16 protein-coding genes are annotated in these 17,456 nt (G+C 51.4%); 13 read left to right on the top strand and 3 right to left on the bottom strand.

Annotated features, from left to right (window positions below; translation table 11 throughout):
• Positions 1 to 55: 55 nt before the first annotated feature.
• The 3 genes from psiE (at position 56) to ubiA (ending at position 2,030) form a co-directional block, all read left to right on the top strand.
• The gene (gene psiE, locus EB241_RS19625; RefSeq protein ID WP_124234763.1) at positions 56 to 454 is read left to right on the top strand and encodes a phosphate-starvation-inducible protein PsiE; all 399 of its coding nucleotides are present in this window, start codon (positions 56 to 58) and stop codon (positions 452 to 454) included.
• A 162-nt stretch (positions 455 to 616) separates the two neighbouring features.
• Positions 617 to 1,144: a chorismate lyase gene (gene ubiC, locus EB241_RS19620; RefSeq protein WP_124234762.1), complete on the top strand. Its 528-nt coding sequence runs from the start codon at positions 617 to 619 to the stop codon at positions 1,142 to 1,144.
• Between the two features lies 1 nt (position 1,145).
• Entirely contained in the window at positions 1,146 to 2,030 is an 885-nt protein-coding gene (gene ubiA, locus EB241_RS19615) for a 4-hydroxybenzoate octaprenyltransferase (protein ID WP_124234761.1), read from the top strand.
• A 160-nt stretch (positions 2,031 to 2,190) separates the two neighbouring features.
• Here the strand turns inward: ubiA and plsB are convergent, their stop codons facing one another.
• On the bottom strand, positions 2,191 to 4,617 hold the full coding sequence (plsB, locus tag EB241_RS19610) for a glycerol-3-phosphate 1-O-acyltransferase PlsB (RefSeq protein WP_124234781.1): 2,427 nt from the start codon (positions 4,615 to 4,617) through the stop codon (positions 2,191 to 2,193).
• 129 nt (positions 4,618 to 4,746) lie between these two features.
• On the opposite strand from plsB, the gene EB241_RS19605 reads away from it, so the two are divergent.
• From EB241_RS19605 to EB241_RS19590, 4 genes are all read left to right on the top strand, one after another.
• Positions 4,747 to 5,115: a diacylglycerol kinase gene (locus EB241_RS19605; protein WP_124234760.1), complete on the top strand. Its 369-nt coding sequence runs from the start codon at positions 4,747 to 4,749 to the stop codon at positions 5,113 to 5,115.
• A 107-nt stretch (positions 5,116 to 5,222) separates the two neighbouring features.
• Positions 5,223 to 5,831, top strand: a complete 609-nt coding sequence (lexA, locus tag EB241_RS19600; RefSeq protein WP_124234759.1) for a transcriptional repressor LexA — start codon at positions 5,223 to 5,225, stop codon at positions 5,829 to 5,831.
• A 98-nt stretch (positions 5,832 to 5,929) separates the two neighbouring features.
• Positions 5,930 to 7,252 carry an MATE family efflux transporter DinF gene (dinF, locus tag EB241_RS19595; RefSeq protein ID WP_124234758.1) on the top strand — a complete coding sequence of 441 codons (1,323 nt, stop codon included), beginning with the start codon at positions 5,930 to 5,932 and terminating at the stop codon, positions 7,250 to 7,252.
• 226 nt (positions 7,253 to 7,478) lie between these two features.
• Entirely contained in the window at positions 7,479 to 7,688 is a 210-nt protein-coding gene (locus EB241_RS19590; protein ID WP_124234757.1) for a CsbD family protein, read from the top strand.
• A gap of 82 nt (positions 7,689 to 7,770) precedes the next feature.
• On the opposite strand, the gene zur is transcribed toward EB241_RS19590, so the two are convergent.
• Complete coding sequence (gene zur / locus EB241_RS19585) at positions 7,771 to 8,292, bottom strand: zinc uptake transcriptional repressor Zur (protein WP_199737402.1); 522 nt, start codon at positions 8,290 to 8,292, stop codon at positions 7,771 to 7,773.
• Between the two features lie 475 nt (positions 8,293 to 8,767).
• Between zur and EB241_RS19580 the strand changes: the two genes are divergently transcribed.
• The 3 genes from EB241_RS19580 to pspG all read left to right on the top strand — a co-directional run bounded on the left by EB241_RS19580 (position 8,768) and on the right by pspG (position 11,609).
• The gene (locus EB241_RS19580) at positions 8,768 to 10,042 is read left to right on the top strand and encodes a conjugal transfer protein TraF (RefSeq protein ID WP_124234756.1); all 1,275 of its coding nucleotides are present in this window, start codon (positions 8,768 to 8,770) and stop codon (positions 10,040 to 10,042) included.
• Between the two features lie 145 nt (positions 10,043 to 10,187).
• A complete protein-coding gene (dusA, locus tag EB241_RS19575; protein WP_124234755.1) occupies positions 10,188 to 11,183 on the top strand; it encodes a tRNA dihydrouridine(20/20a) synthase DusA in 996 nt (331 codons plus the stop codon).
• Between the two features lie 195 nt (positions 11,184 to 11,378).
• Positions 11,379 to 11,609 (top strand): envelope stress response protein PspG, encoded by a 231-nt coding sequence (gene pspG / locus EB241_RS19570; protein WP_199737401.1) that lies wholly within the window; start codon positions 11,379 to 11,381, stop codon positions 11,607 to 11,609.
• A gap of 214 nt (positions 11,610 to 11,823) precedes the next feature.
• Here the strand turns inward: pspG and EB241_RS19565 are convergent, their stop codons facing one another.
• Positions 11,824 to 12,804 (bottom strand): quinone oxidoreductase, encoded by a 981-nt coding sequence (locus EB241_RS19565; RefSeq protein WP_124234753.1) that lies wholly within the window; start codon positions 12,802 to 12,804, stop codon positions 11,824 to 11,826.
• A gap of 99 nt (positions 12,805 to 12,903) precedes the next feature.
• On the opposite strand from EB241_RS19565, the gene dnaB reads away from it, so the two are divergent.
• From dnaB to EB241_RS19550, 3 genes are all read left to right on the top strand, one after another.
• Positions 12,904 to 14,319 carry a replicative DNA helicase gene (gene dnaB / locus EB241_RS19560; protein WP_124234752.1) on the top strand — a complete coding sequence of 472 codons (1,416 nt, stop codon included), beginning with the start codon at positions 12,904 to 12,906 and terminating at the stop codon, positions 14,317 to 14,319.
• A gap of 254 nt (positions 14,320 to 14,573) precedes the next feature.
• Complete coding sequence (locus EB241_RS19555) at positions 14,574 to 15,086, top strand: hypothetical protein (protein ID WP_158612428.1); 513 nt, start codon at positions 14,574 to 14,576, stop codon at positions 15,084 to 15,086.
• A 161-nt stretch (positions 15,087 to 15,247) separates the two neighbouring features.
• Entirely contained in the window at positions 15,248 to 17,395 is a 2,148-nt protein-coding gene (locus EB241_RS19550; RefSeq protein ID WP_124234750.1) for a S8 family serine peptidase, read from the top strand.
• The last annotated feature ends 61 nt before the right edge of the window (positions 17,396 to 17,456 follow it).

Below are 17,456 nucleotides of genomic sequence, written 5' to 3'. Positions count from 1 at the left end.
ATTGTACGCCCTGGGATGACCCGGACTGTTAACACTGCTTTCTGAGGATTTTTGCATGATCACCGCTGCGCGCATTGCCTGGGCTTTACAAATGGTATTGAATACCGGTCTGATTATTCTTGCCTCCATTCTGGCTGTTTTTTTGTGTAAGGAAACTTACCATCTTTACAGCGTGTTACTGAATACCGGTGAGCAGAAATCGTCATATCTGCTGATAGATGGAATCGTTATCTATTTCCTCTATTTTGAGTTTATTGCGCTGATTGTTAAATATTTTCAGTCTGGCTATCATTTCCCGCTGCGTTATTTTGTCTACATCGGTATTACTGCAATCATCAGACTGATTATCGTTGACCATAAAAACCCGTTTGACACGCTGGCTTACTCGATCGCCATTCTGATCCTCGTTTTTACACTCTGGCTGGCCAACAGCAACCGACTGAAGCGTGAATAAAGCGTCCAGGTTTTATCTTCGGGGCTGAGTGCCTGGAAATACAGCGGGTGATATTCCGGTTTTATGTCCGACGCCCCGGGTTAAAATTCTGTTTAACGCTAAGTGTTCTGCCGTCCGCTCTGCGCTACACTATCAGCCCCTGTATATTGCCCGGAGAAGCCAATGAACGACCCCGCGCTGTCAACGCTGCGCGCCCTCGAATGGCTACCCATATCTTCACCTTTGCTGAACGCACCGCTGCTCGAATGGCTGATGGAAGAGGATTCCATGACCCGCCGCTTTGAACTCCATTGCCGACAGGTGACGGTAAATGTATTGCACGAAGGATTTATTACCGCCGGACAGGTTGGGGCGGAGGCAGTGTTACTGCCGCCGGCGTCACAATACTGGCTGCGGGAAATTTTGCTCTGTGGCGACGGTGTGCCCTGGCTGGCGGGACGAACGGTCGTGCCGGACTCAACGCTCAACGGGCCGGAGCAGATGTTGCAACGTCTGGGAACCCGACCGTTGGGGCGTTATCTGTTTGCCTCTTCCACCCTGACGCGCGATTTCATCGAACCGGGGCAAGTGGATGGATTATGGGGACGTCGTTCGCGTTTACGTCTTTCCGGCAAGCCATTATTACTGACTGAACTGTTTTTACCGCCTGCACCGCTTTACTGGCCGGTGCAGGCTGAAGGGAGCCTGTGACGTGGAAAAAAGTCTGCCAATGAGTAAATTCCGGGCATACAGCCGCTTAATGCGTATTGATAAACCCATCGGGTCGCTGCTTTTACTGTGGCCGACAATGTGGGCGTTATGGCTGGCCGGGATGCAAATTCCGCCCCTGAATGTGTTGCTGGTATTTATACTGGGGGTGTTTTTTATGCGGGCTGCGGGCTGCGTGGTGAATGATTTTGCCGATCGTAACATTGACGGCCATGTAAAACGTACCCGTTCCCGGCCTCTGCCCAGCGGTGCAGTCACATCCACGGAGGCGCGGTTACTGTTTGCCGGGCTGGCGCTGGTGTCGTTTTGTCTGGTGCTGACCATGAATGCGATGACCGTCTGGCTGTCGTTTGGTGGCCTGGCGCTGGCCTGGGTCTATCCCTTTATGAAACGTTGTACTCATCTTCCCCAGGTGGTACTGGGTGCCGCCTTTGGCTGGGCAATTCCGATGGGGTGGGCCGCGGTAAGCGAATCCGTGCCGCCGGTGTGTTGGCTGTTGTTCTTCGCCAATATCTGCTGGACGGTGGCTTATGATACGCAGTACGCGATGGTGGATCGCGATGATGATTTATGCATTGGCGTCAAGTCGACAGCCATTCTGTTTGGGCGCTTTGATAAGCTGATTATTGGCCTGTTGCAATGTGCCACGCTGCTTCTGATGGCGCTGACGGGCTGGATGATGCAGCTGGGCGGCGCGTTTTACTGGTCAATCCTGCTGGCGGCCACGCTGTTTGTACACCAACAGAGGCTGATTGTTAACCGTGATCGCGAAGCGTGTTTCCAGGCATTTCTGAATAATAACTACGTCGGATTGGTGCTGTTTGTTGGTATTGCACTGAGTACCGCACCACTTTCTGGTTGGTTGTAACTGCAAATCGCATTTTATCAACGGTGGATTACCTGCCGTATTACGGGTCCGAAGGCAATGATGGCCGCTGTTCGCCGTCATTGATGCGAGGCACCGGGCTGGGCGGTGAAAGCTCAGACGTGCAGATAGCACTGCCGCTGAGCCTCACGTTAATCCCGCTTTACTCGTGGGCAACTGCACTTTCAATGGTCATTCTCACTTCCTGGGTAATCAAATCAGCCAGCATTTGATAAACCCTGTGCGTCTGTTCAACCAGCGCATCACCCGTATCACTGATATAACCTTCGTCGCGCAGGGTCAGCACCAGCGTTGAGAAGACCGCCTTGTCGAAAAATTCCGGGGCGTTGATACCATGTAGTACTGACAAACGCTGAGCCATGGTGCGGCTCTCTTTTTCCAGTGTGCCACGATTAATTGACGGATTGGCGCTAAGGATCGAGAAGGTGATTGCATAGCGCTGTAGCGTTTCACGCACACCTGCCGCCAGTAATTGCAGGGTATGGAAACGCACGGCAGAAAGACGCATACCCCCCTGTTCATCTGCGTTCAGCAGACCCTGATGGGCCATTTCACTGACCAGCGCGTCCAGCAGGGTTGGCAGGTCTTCTTTTTCCCAACGCAGAAACAGCTCACTTTTCAACATGGGATAAATGATGCTCACCTGGCGAAGTAGCTCGGCACGCGTCACTTCACGGTGCTGTGTCAGGATCACCGCGATGACCGACGGCATCACCAGCATATGGTGAATATTGTTACGATAGTATGTCATCAGCACCGCCTGTTCACGTGGCAGCACGATGATTTCGCCAATATTATCCTGTTCAATTTCAAACTTGTTCATTCCCAGAGCATGATCCAGCAGTTTTTCTGGTGTCAGGTCGGGTACCGTTGCGTCTGATGAATAGGGCACATTGCGCATTAGCTGGGTGTAGCACCCCAGCTGGTCGATCATCTGTTCACGGGTCAGCGAGCGCTGACGTGAAGCTAACAGGGCGGTCACACAAAGGTTCATGGCATTGGCCGCACCGGCGTTATTAATCCGCACCATCACCCGCTGGGCGATATCATTTACTGCAGGCGTCAGCCAGGCCGGACGCTGTGCTTCAAGGGGATCGATCGCCTCACGCCATTCAGGAACGTGCCTGTTCAGATAGGCAACCAGCGGCAGCGGTTCACCAAAGTTAACGTAGCCCTGGCCGAGGTTACGTAACTTGCGAAGTCCACGCACCATCTGCATAAAACCTTCTTTCTCTTTAGTGGCGCCGCGCAGCTCTTTGGCATAGGTTCCCACTTCCATGACATGTTCATAGCCGATATAAATCGGCACCAGGGTAATTGGGCGATTGCCCCCGCGTAGCATGGCCTGAATGGTCATCGACAGCGTGCCGGTTTTCGGGTCCAGCAAACGGCCAGTGCGGGACCGTCCGCCTTCCACAAAATATTCAACGGAATAACCACGGGTAAACAGTTCACCCAGATACTCCCGAAACACGGTGGAATACAGTTTGTTACCCTTAAACGTCCGCCGGATAAAGAACGCACCGAGGCGACGAAAAATCGGTCCGGCTGGCCAGAAGTTCAGGTTAATACCGGCCGCGATGTGTGGTGGCACCAGGCCCTGATGATAGAGCACATAGGAGAGCAGAAGGTAATCCATATGGCTGCGGTGACAGGGGACGTAGACGATTTCATGGCCGTCCTGTGCCAGCTGACGCACGCGCTCACCGCCATTCACGTTGATGCCCTGGTAGAGCCGGCTCCACAGCCAGCCCATAATACGATCGGTCAGACGAATGGCTTCATAGGAGAAGTCTGCAGCAATCTCTTCCATCAGTTCCACCGCATTCTGTTGGGCTTTTTCTGGAGAGATTTTTTTGCTGCGGGCCTCATCTTCTATCGCTTTCGCGATAGCTTTTGACTGTAACAGTTTATTGAATAAATCCTGGCGAACCGGTAAACGTGGTCCAACCGCTGCAAGACGCTGGCGGGCAAAATGCATTCTTGCCACTCTTGCCAGTTTTTGCGCAATGGTTTTGTCCGTGCCGTGTTCTGTTGCCATGCGACGCATTGAAACCATCGGAGAGAAACGAACAAAGCTGTCACGGCCGAGCCACGAGACAGCACAGAATTTCTGAATGCCGTTCAGGACCCGCAGATGAGGCTGTTCATCGCCCTGGACCTCACGGCCTGGCGCACGGCCAAACATCACTGACACCGGCACCATTTGTACGTCAAGGTATGGATTGCTACGGTGCAAATCCAGATAATCATGAAACAGCTTTGCCGATTCAGGATTGGGCACAAAATAGGGAAATACGCGGGGACCATCATGAATAAAGACATAACGCGGTAGTACAGTCCCGTCGATTTCCAGTGGTTCCAGTGGGTCCGGGAGTTCCTGTTTGCGGCACTGTTCCCGTAGCGCCAGCAGATCGGCCTTTGAATCGTAAGGCAGCACATACATAATAGGACGCGAGGTATCCAGTCCCAGTTCGGCGACGGGATCGGAAGGGATTGCCTTACTTTTCACCAGAAATTTAACCGGTAAATTCAGTGTCTTATAATAAAATTTACGCCAACCTGACATAGACAATATTGAGCCTCTTGTTAGCAAAACGCCGCAAGCATACCAGAAAGTGCAGGTGAGATCTGTGGTGTTGCAAAATGTGCTCGCCCTGTTTACTGACGTTACTATCGTATAAAGGTTTTTTCCAACATGACAAACAGTGTCCGCGGAGTAACCCGCATCATTAAAGCCGCTGGCTACTCGTGGAAAGGTCTTCGTGCCGCCTGGCAGAACGAAGCCGCTTTCCGCCAGGAAGCCATTGTGGCAATTCTGGCCATTATCGTTGCCTGCTGGCTTGATGTGGATGCAATCAGCCGCGTTCTGCTGATTGGCTCCGTCGCGCTGGTGATGATTGTTGAAATGATCAACAGCGCGATTGAGGCCGTCGTGGATCGTACCGGTAGCAACTTCCATCTGCTGTCCGGCAGGGCTAAGGATATGGGATCCGCTGCCGTATTACTGGCTATTCTGTTGGCCATTTTCGTCTGGAGCACGCTGTTATTCGCCCATTTTCGTTAGCGCTCGCATAATCTGATAAATGACTGTTTTTTGCATAACTTTAAGTTTTCAACGCGCAAATACCTGTATATACTCACAGATGACTGTATAAACAACCAGGGGGTGGGATGAAAGCATTAACAGCAAGGCAGCAGCAGGTGTATGACCTGATACGTGAACACATTAGCCAGACGGGGATGCCACCGACGCGGGCTGAGATCGCCACCCAGCTTGGTTTTCGCTCCCCAAATGCAGCTGAAGAGCATCTTAAGGCGCTGGCGCGTAAAGGCGTTATTGAAATCATTTCCGGGGCCTCGCGGGGTATCCGTCTGATGATGGAAGAAGAAGCAGGCTTGCCGCTGATTGGTCGGGTTGCCGCTGGCGAACCATTGTTGGCTGAACAGCATGTTGAAGGTCATTACCAGGTCGACCCAGGCCTGTTTAAACCCGGCGCAGACTTCCTGCTGCGTGTCAGCGGCATGTCGATGAAAGATATTGGCATTATGGATGGCGATCTGCTGGCCGTACATAAAACGCAGGACGTACGCAACGGCCAGGTTGTGGTGGCGCGTATTGATGATGAAGTTACCGTAAAACGACTGAAAAAACAGGGTAATGTCGTCCATCTTCTGCCCGAAAACAGCGAGTTCCAGCCTATTGTTGTCGATCTCAACAAGCAAAACCTTTCCATCGAAGGGCTGGCAGTGGGTGTGATCCGCAACGGTAACTGGCTGTAATCCTGATTCGGTGGGTAATTCTGGTGGCGCATTCTGCTGGCTATCGTGCCCGGCCAGACTGAAGGCTGAATGGTAACGCCGTTGAGCAGTAGGTGATAATGCAATTCTTCAGCTCTTCCGGCAAGCACCTTTGGCGGCTGGCATGGCCGATGATCCTGTCCAATGTCAGCGTGCCGTTGCTTGGCCTTGTTGATACCGCCGTGATTGGACACCTCGACAATTCCAGCTACCTCGGCGGTGTGGCGGTGGGTTCTGGTATCACCAGTTTTCTGTTCATGCTGTTTTTGTTCCTGCGTATGAGCACAACCGGGCTGACTGCCCAGGCGTTTGGTGCCGGCGACAGGGTTGCACTGGCCCGTGCTCTGATTCAGCCTTTGTTGATTGCCCTGACCGCCGGACTGGTTTTTATTCTGTTGAAATTCCCCCTGAATCATTATGCTCTGTCGGTTATTGGCGGAGATGCCTCCGTATTGCACCAGGCCTCGCTTTTCCTGAACATTCGCTGGCTGAGTGCTCCTGCAACGCTGGGTAACCTTGTGCTACTGGGATGGTTGTTAGGCGTACAGTATGCCCGTGCGCCGGTGATCCTGCTGGTGGTGGGTAACCTGGTGAATATCGTGCTGGATGTATGGCTGGTGATGGGCCTGAAGTGGGGAGTGCAGGGTGCCGCAGTGGCAACCGTTATCGCTGAGTACAGTTCGCTGGCTATCGGGCTGTATATGGTGTGGCGAGTGATGAGGTTACGCGGCATTACTTTCGCGGTGCTGCAAAGCGCATGGCGGGGTAATGTCGCCCGTCTGCTCAGACTCAACCGCGATATTATGCTGCGTTCGCTGATGCTGCAACTTTGCTTCTTTTCGCTGACGATCTTCGGCGCCCGTCTTGGTCGTGACGTGGTGGCGGTGAATGCCGTACTGATGATGTTTCTTACCTTTACTGCCTACGCGCTGGATGGCTTTGCTTATGCGGTGGAAGCCTGTTCAGGAGAAGCTTATGGTGCCCGTGACAGCAGCAACCTGTTGAATATCTGGCGTACCGCATGTTGGCAGGCAGGACTGGTGGCCCTCTTTTTTTCGCTGGTTTATGCCGTCGCCGGACGTGACATTATTGCGCTGCTCACTTCTCTGCCGGCGCTGCGGCAGCAGGCCGACGCCTTTTTGCTCTGGCAATCGATATTGCCCGTCTGTGGGGTATGGTGCTATCTGCTCGATGGCATGTTTATCGGCGCCACGCGGGCCAGAGAGATGCGCAACGGTATGGTGATAGCGGCATCTGGCTATGCGCTTACCCTGTTTAGCGTACCGCTGCTGGGAAACCACGGCTTATGGCTGGCGGTGACTGTTTTTCTGCTGTTACGTGGTCTGACGTTATGGCTGATCTGGCGACACCACTGGCGCAATAACAGCTGGTTTGCCTGTTGACATATTCTGTTACGCAACGAGTGTGCTTCTTGTCTTCTGTTTTTACTGGCTTTTTTCCCTTTTTAACGAACTTTGGTATTAATATCGATTTTCGGGCAGGTGACTTACTAAATTTCAACTATATTTAACTGTAAGTTAAGCATTTTTTAGCGCTTAATTTTGATTTAATACGTTTATTAAACCGATCTCACTTAGTCCGTTAATGTCTGATTGAAGGAATAATGCAATGAACAAAGATGAAGCCAGCGGTAACTGGAAACAGGTTAAAGGTAAAGTGAAAGAAAAATGGGGCAAGCTGACTGACGATGACATAACCGTGCTGGAAGGCAAGCGCGATCAACTTGTTGGTAAAATTCAGGAACGCTATGGCTACGCTAAGGATCAGGCTGAGAAAGAAGTGAGCGACTGGGAAAGCCATAACAATCATCGTTTCTGATTTAAGACCCTTTTTACCCTCGGCGGCACAGGGAGAGTGCCTGCATACTCTTCTGTGATATATCTCACGAACCTCTTAGCTCTTATGCCTGACGCCCACGTTTACGGCTGATTATCGTATGATCGTGCTGACATGCGTCCTGATGTGTACAGGCTTCTACTTCAACACACTCCCGACATAAACCATGTGCTTCAATAACGCTGTTCGTCAGGATAAATCCTGAAGGCAGGGCCAGTGATTTCAATATTTTTTCCACACCGTCAGCGTGTTGTTCTGCCACGGCGCCACAGCGGTCACAGATTAGCATCGCTGAGGCGTGTGATGGCTGCTCAAAATGATGACAAACCACGTAACTGTTTGTGGATTCAACGCGATGTACAAAACCCTGCTCAAGCAGAAAATCCAGCGCGCGATAGACGGTGGGGGGTTTTGCCTGAGGTTCATTGGCGCGCAACAAGTCAAGCAGGTCGTAGGCGCTGATTGCGCCCTGGTGCTGGCACATCAGGCGCAGCACCTCCAGCCGCTGTGGTGTCAGTCTCACATTACGCTGTTTGCAGAGCGTTTCGGCCTGTAAAAGAATTTTTTCAGCGCTGTTCACATTCATGATTTTCTCCCCGGCCAGATCAGAATGTTATGTTATCACGCCCGTTCTCAAACGCCGAATTCTCGCCTCTTTGTCCTGGCGTATGGCCAGATTTGCTCCTGCTGACCCGTTATCCTATGAAAAATCGTGGTATTTGCACTATGCGTAAGGATTTTATGCATGCAACGTTTAGTGGCTAATGATTTAGTACCATATGATTTGTATAAAACCCTGCTAATGTTATTTGCAGCCTGTCATCTTAATGGCTACATTTTTGCAGTATTTAAGGTCATTTCTGAGCGAAAACCCCCGCTGTGTGTGGGGAACGATCAGTCTTTTTAACAGATAAATAAAACAACAATAAGCAGATAAACCACCTCATTGTTATTTAATTCACAGCAATGAATGACTGACTTTGTGTTCATTATGCAATCAGACTCTCATGTGCGGGCTTTCGCTGAGCACTTACCCCTTCTCTGGACAGGTTTAAACTTAAATGGCAAAAAAATACAGTACGTTAAGCAGGATCTCTCGCCCTGTTGTCTGGCCGGTTTTCTTTTTTGCTCCCCTCAGTGCTCTGGCTGCGGGCAACTATTATGACGCACGCAATGATGCGATGGGCGGGACGGGTGTTGCATCTTCAACGTATAGCTCCGCGGTGTTGGCTAACCCGGCGCTAATGACGAAAGCAAAGCCCGAAGATAATGTCAGTATTATTTTGCCTGCGGTAGGTGCCCAGCTGACGGATAAAAACAAACTGATTGATAAGGTCGACGATTTAACGGATAGCGTGGACCACTACCAGGACCTTTATGACAATTTGCTCGCCACGCCGCTGACCGCAGCCGGGTTGAACACATTGTCTGCCAACCTGGCCACTGTTCGCGCCGCGGCGGGCGATCTGGCCAGCCAGTTGCGTGGTATTAAGGGCTCCAAAGCAAGTGCCACAGCGGGTGCAGCATTCGCCGTAACTATCCCCAATGATACGCTGTCGGCGGCTTTTGTTACCAAAGCCTATGGCACGGCGAATGTCACAACCAATGTTACACAAAGCGATATTGACTACCTGCAGGGCGTGGCAGATGGCGGGACAATACCTACCTCAAACCCCAAAGATACGTTAACCTCGTCCGCCACGGGCGTTGGCGCGATTGTTTATGATTACGGTATTGCTCTGGCACATGAGTTTGATATTGCCGGCCATCCGGTATCCTTTGGCGTGACGCCAAAATTACAAAAAGTTTACCTGTATAATTACAGCGCTTCTGTTTACAACTACGACAAATCAGACTTCACCAACGGTAAATATAAAAACAGTGACAGCGGCTTTAATCTGGATGCGGGTATGGCTACCGATCTGGGAGAGAACTGGACGCTGGGCGTGAGCGCACAAAACCTTATTTCGCGTGATATCGAGACTAAAGAGGTCAATGGCTCGAAGGATACTTACCAGATCGGTCCGGTTGTAACGCCAGGTATTTCCTTTCACACCGAGCGCTTCACCGCCGCACTGGATGTTGATGCCACGCCGACTAAAGGCTTTCAATCCGTGGGGGACAGTCAGTTCGCGGGTATAGGTGCTGAATACCGCTTGCTTAGCTGGTTGCAACTGCGTGCGGGATACCGTGCAGATATGAAATCTAACCAGGCCAATGTTGCCACTGCCGGTTTCGGACTGTCACCGTTCAATAAGGTGCATCTGGATCTGGCGGGTATGAAGGGCGATGACAAGACATGGGGTGCCGTTGCCCAGATGACCTTTACCTTCTGATTATCGGTGGGGGCTGTCGCCCCCGCTTCTTTCCGTTCCTTCTCTTCAGCCGATAAGCTTCTGCCGCAGATGATTGCTCATCCGTGGCATGTTATGATTGAGCGCAACTGTCCCCATTGTTTATCTCACCGAGTTTTTGTGTTTTATGACCCCAAATTTACCCGCCCATCGCTTTTCCGTCGCCCCGATGCTTGACTGGACCGATCGTCACTGCCGCTATTTCCACCGTCAGCTGACGCGGCAGGCGCTGTTGTACACTGAAATGGTCACCACCGGCGCGATTATTCATGGCAAGGGGGACTACCTGGCCTGGAACCCGCAGGAGCAGCCGGTTGCATTACAGCTGGGCGGGTTTGATCCTGCGGCGCTGGCGGAGTGCGCGGTACTGGCAGAGGCGCGTGGCTATAACGAAATAAACCTCAACGTTGGCTGTCCTTCCGATCGGGTACAGAATGGGCGCTTCGGAGCCTGCCTGATGGGAGAGGCTGCACTGGTGGCAGATGGCATCAACGCCATGCGTGATAAAGTCAGCATCCCGGTGACGGTCAAAACCCGCATTGGCATCGATGAACAGGACAGCTACGCGTTTCTGTGTGACTTTATTCATCAGGTTTCCGTGAAGGGGGGTTGCGGGATGTTTATTATTCACGCCCGTAAAGCCTGGCTGTCGGGACTCAGCCCGAAAGAAAACCGTGAAATTCCTCCGCTGGATTATGAGCGCGTGTACCAGCTTAAACGGGATTTCCCGCATCTGACCCTGTCAATTAACGGTGGTGTGAAGTCGCTGGAAGAAGCGAAAATCCATTTACAGCATGTGGATGGCGTAATGATGGGGCGTGAAGCCTATCAAAATCCTGGCCTGTTGGCACAGGTGGATCGTGAGTTGTTTGGCTGTGAGCAACCGCCAGTGGATCCGGTAGCGCTGGTTCGTTCGATGTATCCGTATATTGAACATGAACTCGCCCAGGGAACGTATCTTGGGCATATTACCCGCCATATGTTGGGGCTGTTTCAGGGAATTCCCGGTGCGCGCCAGTGGCGACGCCATTTAAGCGAGAATGCGCACAAACCTGGCGCCAGCATTGCTACGCTGGAACAGGCGCTGGCACTGGTAGCAGACAACATTCCTGCCGGTATTTAAACGGCGTTGACGGCCGCGCTGGCTACCTTGCAAGCATCGTATGACGGATGAAATTTTCACTGAAAAGTGGTGTATTTCACCATATTCAGTTGCGGTATATGATTAAAGTTAATTTATATCAGTGGCTTAATTAACCCCCTTTTTCTGGCGCGTATTTTGCATCAACTCTACCATACCTTATGATGGAGCATCCTGATGGACATTCTCTTTGTTGTTGGCTTTTTTGTGATGTTGCTGCTGGTTGGGATTACGCTACCCGCGATCATTGCGGCGCTGATTGTGGCGACCGCCTTGATGGTGCTGGGTGGCATGTTGGCATTTGTTGTTAAAATGTTACCGTGGCTGTTGCTTGCGGTGGTGGCAGTAGGGCTTTATCGCCATTTTCGGAAAACGCCATCGAAGTATTCCGCCAGGTTATCCCGGTAATCTCACTTTCCTGACGATATTGTGTACAGGATAAATGCGGTACCGATCACAACCTGAAAAAGCATTGAGATGATTTCTGATTAAACATATTTTTTACTTATGAATTCTGCCAGGATGTTTTCCATTGAATGTAAAAAATTCATAGCCGCTGACCCTACAAACAGCGCGAATAAAAAAAGGGCTTCCTGCGGGAGGCCCTAATCATTTCTGACCGTCAGGGAATGAGCAGGCTTGACCCCAGGGTTGCGCGGCTTTGCAGCGTTTTATGCGCCAGTTGTACATCATGCAACGCAAATTTCTGTTGTGGTGGTACATCCACCTGAATCGCGCCGCTGGCCATCAGTGAAAACAGCTCGTTACTGGCGGTGATTAAAGCCTCCCGTGTGGTGATGTAACCATGAAGTGAAGGGCGGGTAACATACAGCGAGCCTTTCTGATTCAGAATGCCCAGATTGACGCCGCTGACCGGGCCGGAGGCGTTTCCGAAGCTGACCATCAGGCCGCGACGTTGCAGACAGTCCAGTGATGCTTCCCAGGTATCCTTACCCACTGAGTCATAAACCACCCGCACTTTTTTACCCTGCGTCAGCTCGCTGACACGTTGAGGAATGCTCTCTTCACGATAATTAATGGTCGCCCATGCGCCAGCCTGCCTCGCCCGCACGGCTTTTTCATCTGAACCTACGGTGCCGATCAGACGGGCTCCGAGGGCTTTTGCCCACTGGCAGGCAATCAACCCGACACCACCTGCCGCTGCCTGAAACAGGAAAATTTCCTCCGGCTGAACCACGTAGGTTTGACGCAGCAGATAATACACGGTCAACCCTTTCAGAAACGATGCGGCTGCCTGCTCAAAAGAGATTGCCTCAGGAAGCAACACCAGCTTATCACTGTGTACCGCATGATATTCGCTGTATGCCCCAGGCGCTGACTGCGCATATACTACGCGGTCACCCACTTTCAGCGTAGTCACGCCCGCGCCAACGCTTTTCACCACGCCTGCCGCTTCTGTGCCTAATCCGGCGGGTAACGTTGCCGGATACAACCCGCTGCGAATATAGGTATCAATATAATTGATGCCGATCGCTTTGTTTTCCACCACCACTTCACCCGCTGCCGGATCGGGGAGATCAACATCAATTACCTGCATGACTTCCGGGCCGCCGTGCTGGCTGATTTGTATACGTTTTGCCATTGGTCACTCCTGTTGATTGGGTGTCATTGAGGGAGGACGGCAGGTAGGCAAACGGGTATACTTGCGCACTTCCCCTCAGATTTTTGGTATCTCATCACTATGGCAGGAAATAAACCCTCCAACAAATCCGCTGACAGCCGTGGGTCGCATGACCGGCAAATGGAAGGGCTGAAATTACCTCCCCATTCTCTGGAAGCGGAGCAATCCGTATTAGGTGGGTTGATGCTGGATAACGAACGCTGGGATAACGTTTCTGAACGGGTGGTGGCACAGGACTTTTTCAGTCGGCCACACCGGATGATCTTCAGCGAAATGCAGCGCCTGCTTGAACAGGGTAAGCCAATTGATTTGATCACCCTTTCGGAATCGATGGAAACCAAAGGCGAGCTGAGTATGGTGGGTGGTTTTGCCTATCTCGCCGAATTATCGAAAAATACACCAAGCGCGGCGAATATCGGCGCTTATGCGGATATCGTGCGTGAACGCGCGGTGGTGCGTGAGATGATCGCGGTGGCAAATGAGATAGCCGACGCCGGCTACGATCCGCAGGGGCGCACCAGTGAGGATCTGCTCGATCTGGCGGAATCCAGGGTGTTCCAGATTGCCGAAAATCGGGCTAACAAAGACGAAGGGCCAAAAGGTGTCGATCAGATCCTTGAAGCGACCATCTCCAGGATCGAATCGCTTTATCAGACGCCGCATGATGGCGTTACCGGCGTTGATACGGGGTATCAGGATCTGAATAAAAAAACGGCGGGGTTGCAACGTTCAGATCTGATCATTGTCGCTGCCCGTCCATCAATGGGTAAAACCACCTTTGCAATGAATCTCTGTGAAAATGCGGCGATGTTGCAGGATAAACCGGTTTTAATCTTCAGCCTGGAGATGCCCGGTGAGCAAATTATGATGCGTATGCTGGCCTCGTTATCGCGGGTGGATCAAACCCGTATTCGAACCGGTCAGCTGGACGATGAGGACTGGGCGCGCATCTCCAGCACCATGGGCATTTTGCTGGAGAAAAAGAACATGTTTATTGACGACTCTTCCGGCCTGACGCCAACGGAAGTACGTTCCCGCGCACGACGCGTCTTTCGGGAACATGGGGGGTTGAGCCTGATTATGATCGATTACCTGCAACTAATGCGGGTGCCGTCGCTGTCAGACAACCGAACGCTGGAAATTGCAGAAATCTCACGCTCCCTCAAGGCGCTGGCGAAGGAGCTACAGGTGCCGGTGGTGGCATTGTCACAGCTTAACCGCTCGCTTGAACAGCGCGCTGATAAGCGACCGGTCAACTCGGATCTGCGTGAGTCTGGCTCGATTGAACAGGATGCTGACCTGATTATGTTCATCTATCGTGATGAGGTTTACCACGAAAACAGCGATCTCAAAGGCATTGCAGAGATTATTTTGGGTAAACAGCGTAACGGTCCTATCGGGACAGTGCGTCTGACCTTTAATGGCCAGTGGTCACGCTTTGATAATTACGCCGGGCCACAGTACGACGATGAATAATTTCCCTGACTAATCCTCTCCCGCTAATGACTCTCTTCCGTCATAGTATTAATGTCGGAAGAGATATATCCTTGTGTTAATGGTTGTGTCTGATTTTTTTTATTGCCGTTGTGTATTTTTAATTATTAATTATTAGCTGCATCATTCCTTATTCGGTAAAAATATTTGGTTGCTGACCGATATTTCACGCATCAATGCGGCGGAATATCCGGCCAGACAAAAAGCTATTTTCTAACTACCGAAAGGGTCTCCATGTGAATATAAATAACAATACACCATCCTTGATCTCGTCCAGGGTTCAGACGGCCACTATCGTACTGGAAGTGGCAGGAGGAAGCCGCGTGGCGTTCAGTGCGTATCAGCCTTCCGGTGCTGAGCAGGCCTCGCTGAGCTATCGCTGGCACGCAGACCATGCCGCTGTCATCAGCCCTAATGAGGTGAATACCGACATCCTGATGCCGCAAGTGGCTGCTGCCACCCTGGCGAATATAACGCTGACCGTCACTAATCATCGTGGCGATATCGCTCAGCGTTCCTGGCCCGTTTGCGTGATGCCATCCGATCATGGTGCAGAGAGTGATAACCAAGAGCCCCTGCCACAATATCCACTGTGGAATGCTTCCTCAACCTATCCGGGACAAAGCCGGGTAAGTCATAAAGGTGCGAATTACCAGGCGAAATGGTGGATTGTCGCGGGTGTTGAACCTGGATTGCCTGGTACGACAGGACCAGCATCCGGCAATGCCCTGCCGTGGATGCAAATCTGATTAATCCCCCAAAATATTTTTATGAAATAAAGACACCGTGCCATGCACAGGTGTGACTCATTTCAATTATTGACAAAGAGCAGGGTGTTTATTTTCACTTATTCTCTCTGTCCCGTTTATTGCTGAATAATCAAAAATATATTTATATCAAGGTGAGTGTGATGAAAGAACTTCTTGAGGTTTACCGCAGCCTGCAATTTGATGGTTGTATTTATGCCCGACTCCATTCTGATCTGTCGGTAAATTGTATTACCTACTCGCTTTATTGCAATGATGTGTTAGTGGCACAGCAAAGCGCACAGGGAGCAGGTATTACCGTTAAATTTACCGGACAGACAGCAGGTAAATTCGAACTGAGGGCAGACATTCTGGATAGCAACGAAAGTCTGCGTCTGCTGACCCGTAAACTGCACATTTCTGCCCATCCACGGCTGTTGGCAAGCGTTCAGCCACTGGCTGAAACCTGCAATATTAAAGATGTTTCATTTGGCTGTGATAACATCAGCAACTACTTCCTTGAGATTCAGTTTTTGGTTGATGGCGTTGACCTTTTTTACAATGAGGATGATGCCTGCACCCCGCTGTTCGCCGAATTTAAGAAAAAGCATTTGGCGGAGGTAGCCAGAACGAACCGTCATGCTATTGCCGCGGTGTTTCCAGAAGGTGACTCCCCGTATCTTGCTGACCTGTACCAGGTTGTAGCCAGCGGTGATTTTGGCGAATTAAGGCTAATCGCTAACGAACTGGAGGCGCTGTCATATATTGCGTCCTGCTCGCTAAATCCTGATACCAAAGATTTGCTTCCCCCGACATTGACTGAAGAAACCTCTTCCCCGCTTATGAAAGAGGATGTTACGACCATTTCCGGCCGAAGCAGCGTAGGCACACCCGATTTTACGTCCCGCCAGAATTATCTGAACAAGGGAAACGGCCTCAATGTTCGCGCGGCATGGCAGGCAGGTGAGAACGGCAGTTTTTCCACCATCCATTTTCTGGATTTCGGTGTCTATCGTAATCATGAAGACCTGCAGGGTAACATCAACGTGGTGAACAGTCGTGCCGAAACCAATGACTGTAATCATGGTACGGCGGCAACGGGCTGTATATCGGCTGAAAATAACGCATTTGGCGTTACCGGTATCGCTTATGGCAGCCAGTTCAACTTTTATGATACCGGCGACCTTAACCTGATTGTCCAGAACGCCCAGCCGGGCGATATCGTGGGGCTGAATATTCAGCTGGTAGTCAATGGGCGCTATCTGCCATGGACGTATTCCCGAAGTATCTGGGACAGGATTAACCTTCTGTCCCGCCGTGGTGTTACTGTTGTACTGGCCGCAGGTAACGGTAACGTTGACCTCAGCCCACAGGCAGGCATCATGCCAGATTATGGTGACAGTGGTGTTTTTCTGGTGGGTGCCGTTGCCAGCACAACCGGCCGTCGGCTCTCATTTTCTAATTATAACAATATCAGTTCACTGATCTGTTCATGGGGGCATCAGGTCGCTACCACCGGATACAGCGGACTACAAAGATTACCGGGGAATAACCATAATTATACTGCGGAATTCAACGGTACCTCCAGTGCCACACCGTTGGTTACTGGTGTTTTGGCGCTGATCCAGTCTTACACGAAACGCAAGTTTGGTATTTATCTTAACTGCCTGGAAATGCGAGAGTTAATTGCTAAAACCGGAAGTGATGTTGGTGTGGTGGATGGCGTGGGACACCAGCCCGATGTCATGAAGGCATGTGCCTGGCTGGACGCGAATCTCGGCGCTGATGGCGATGAAAATAGTGATGAGCATGATGGTAGTGACAGTGATGACGATATCACAGACATTGCACCGGTTGCACAGATGCGTATCAACGCTGTCGCGGGCAGTGAGCTGGCTTTTTCTGTGCTACTGCCGCCGGATGTGGATGCAGAAAATGTCAATTTCCACTGGCTGACGACGGCGAGAGAGATATTGTCGACGCCACGGCAGCAGCGCACGCTGGTACGTTTCCCGGCAGTGACTGAGCAGACCATCAGTCAGATCTCAGTCAATCTGGCTGGCGCTTATCAGGGAAGTAACGTGATAGGTTTGATCATCGTGCCAGCGGCAGAAGACGGGAGTGATGACCATGACACCGCACCGCTTTATCCGCTATGGGCAGCGAACAGAAGCTACAGCGGAAGCGAACGGGTTAGCCATAAAGGCGGTAATTATCTGGCCAAATGGTGGATCTCTGCCGGTGTTGAGCCGGGGCTGGAAAGCACGACTGGCGCTGCCAGCGGGGATGCAAAACCCTGGACCCGCATCTGATGCTGTAAATTGACTTTTCACCCGGTACAGGCTGTCCCTGCCGGGTGTGATGCATGGTGAC

Source organism: Erwinia psidii (assembly GCF_003846135.1).
GTDB lineage: Bacteria > Pseudomonadota > Gammaproteobacteria > Enterobacterales > Enterobacteriaceae > Erwinia > Erwinia psidii.
Note: the sequence above shows the minus strand (reverse complement) of the source record. Positions and strands in the feature narration are given on the sequence as shown.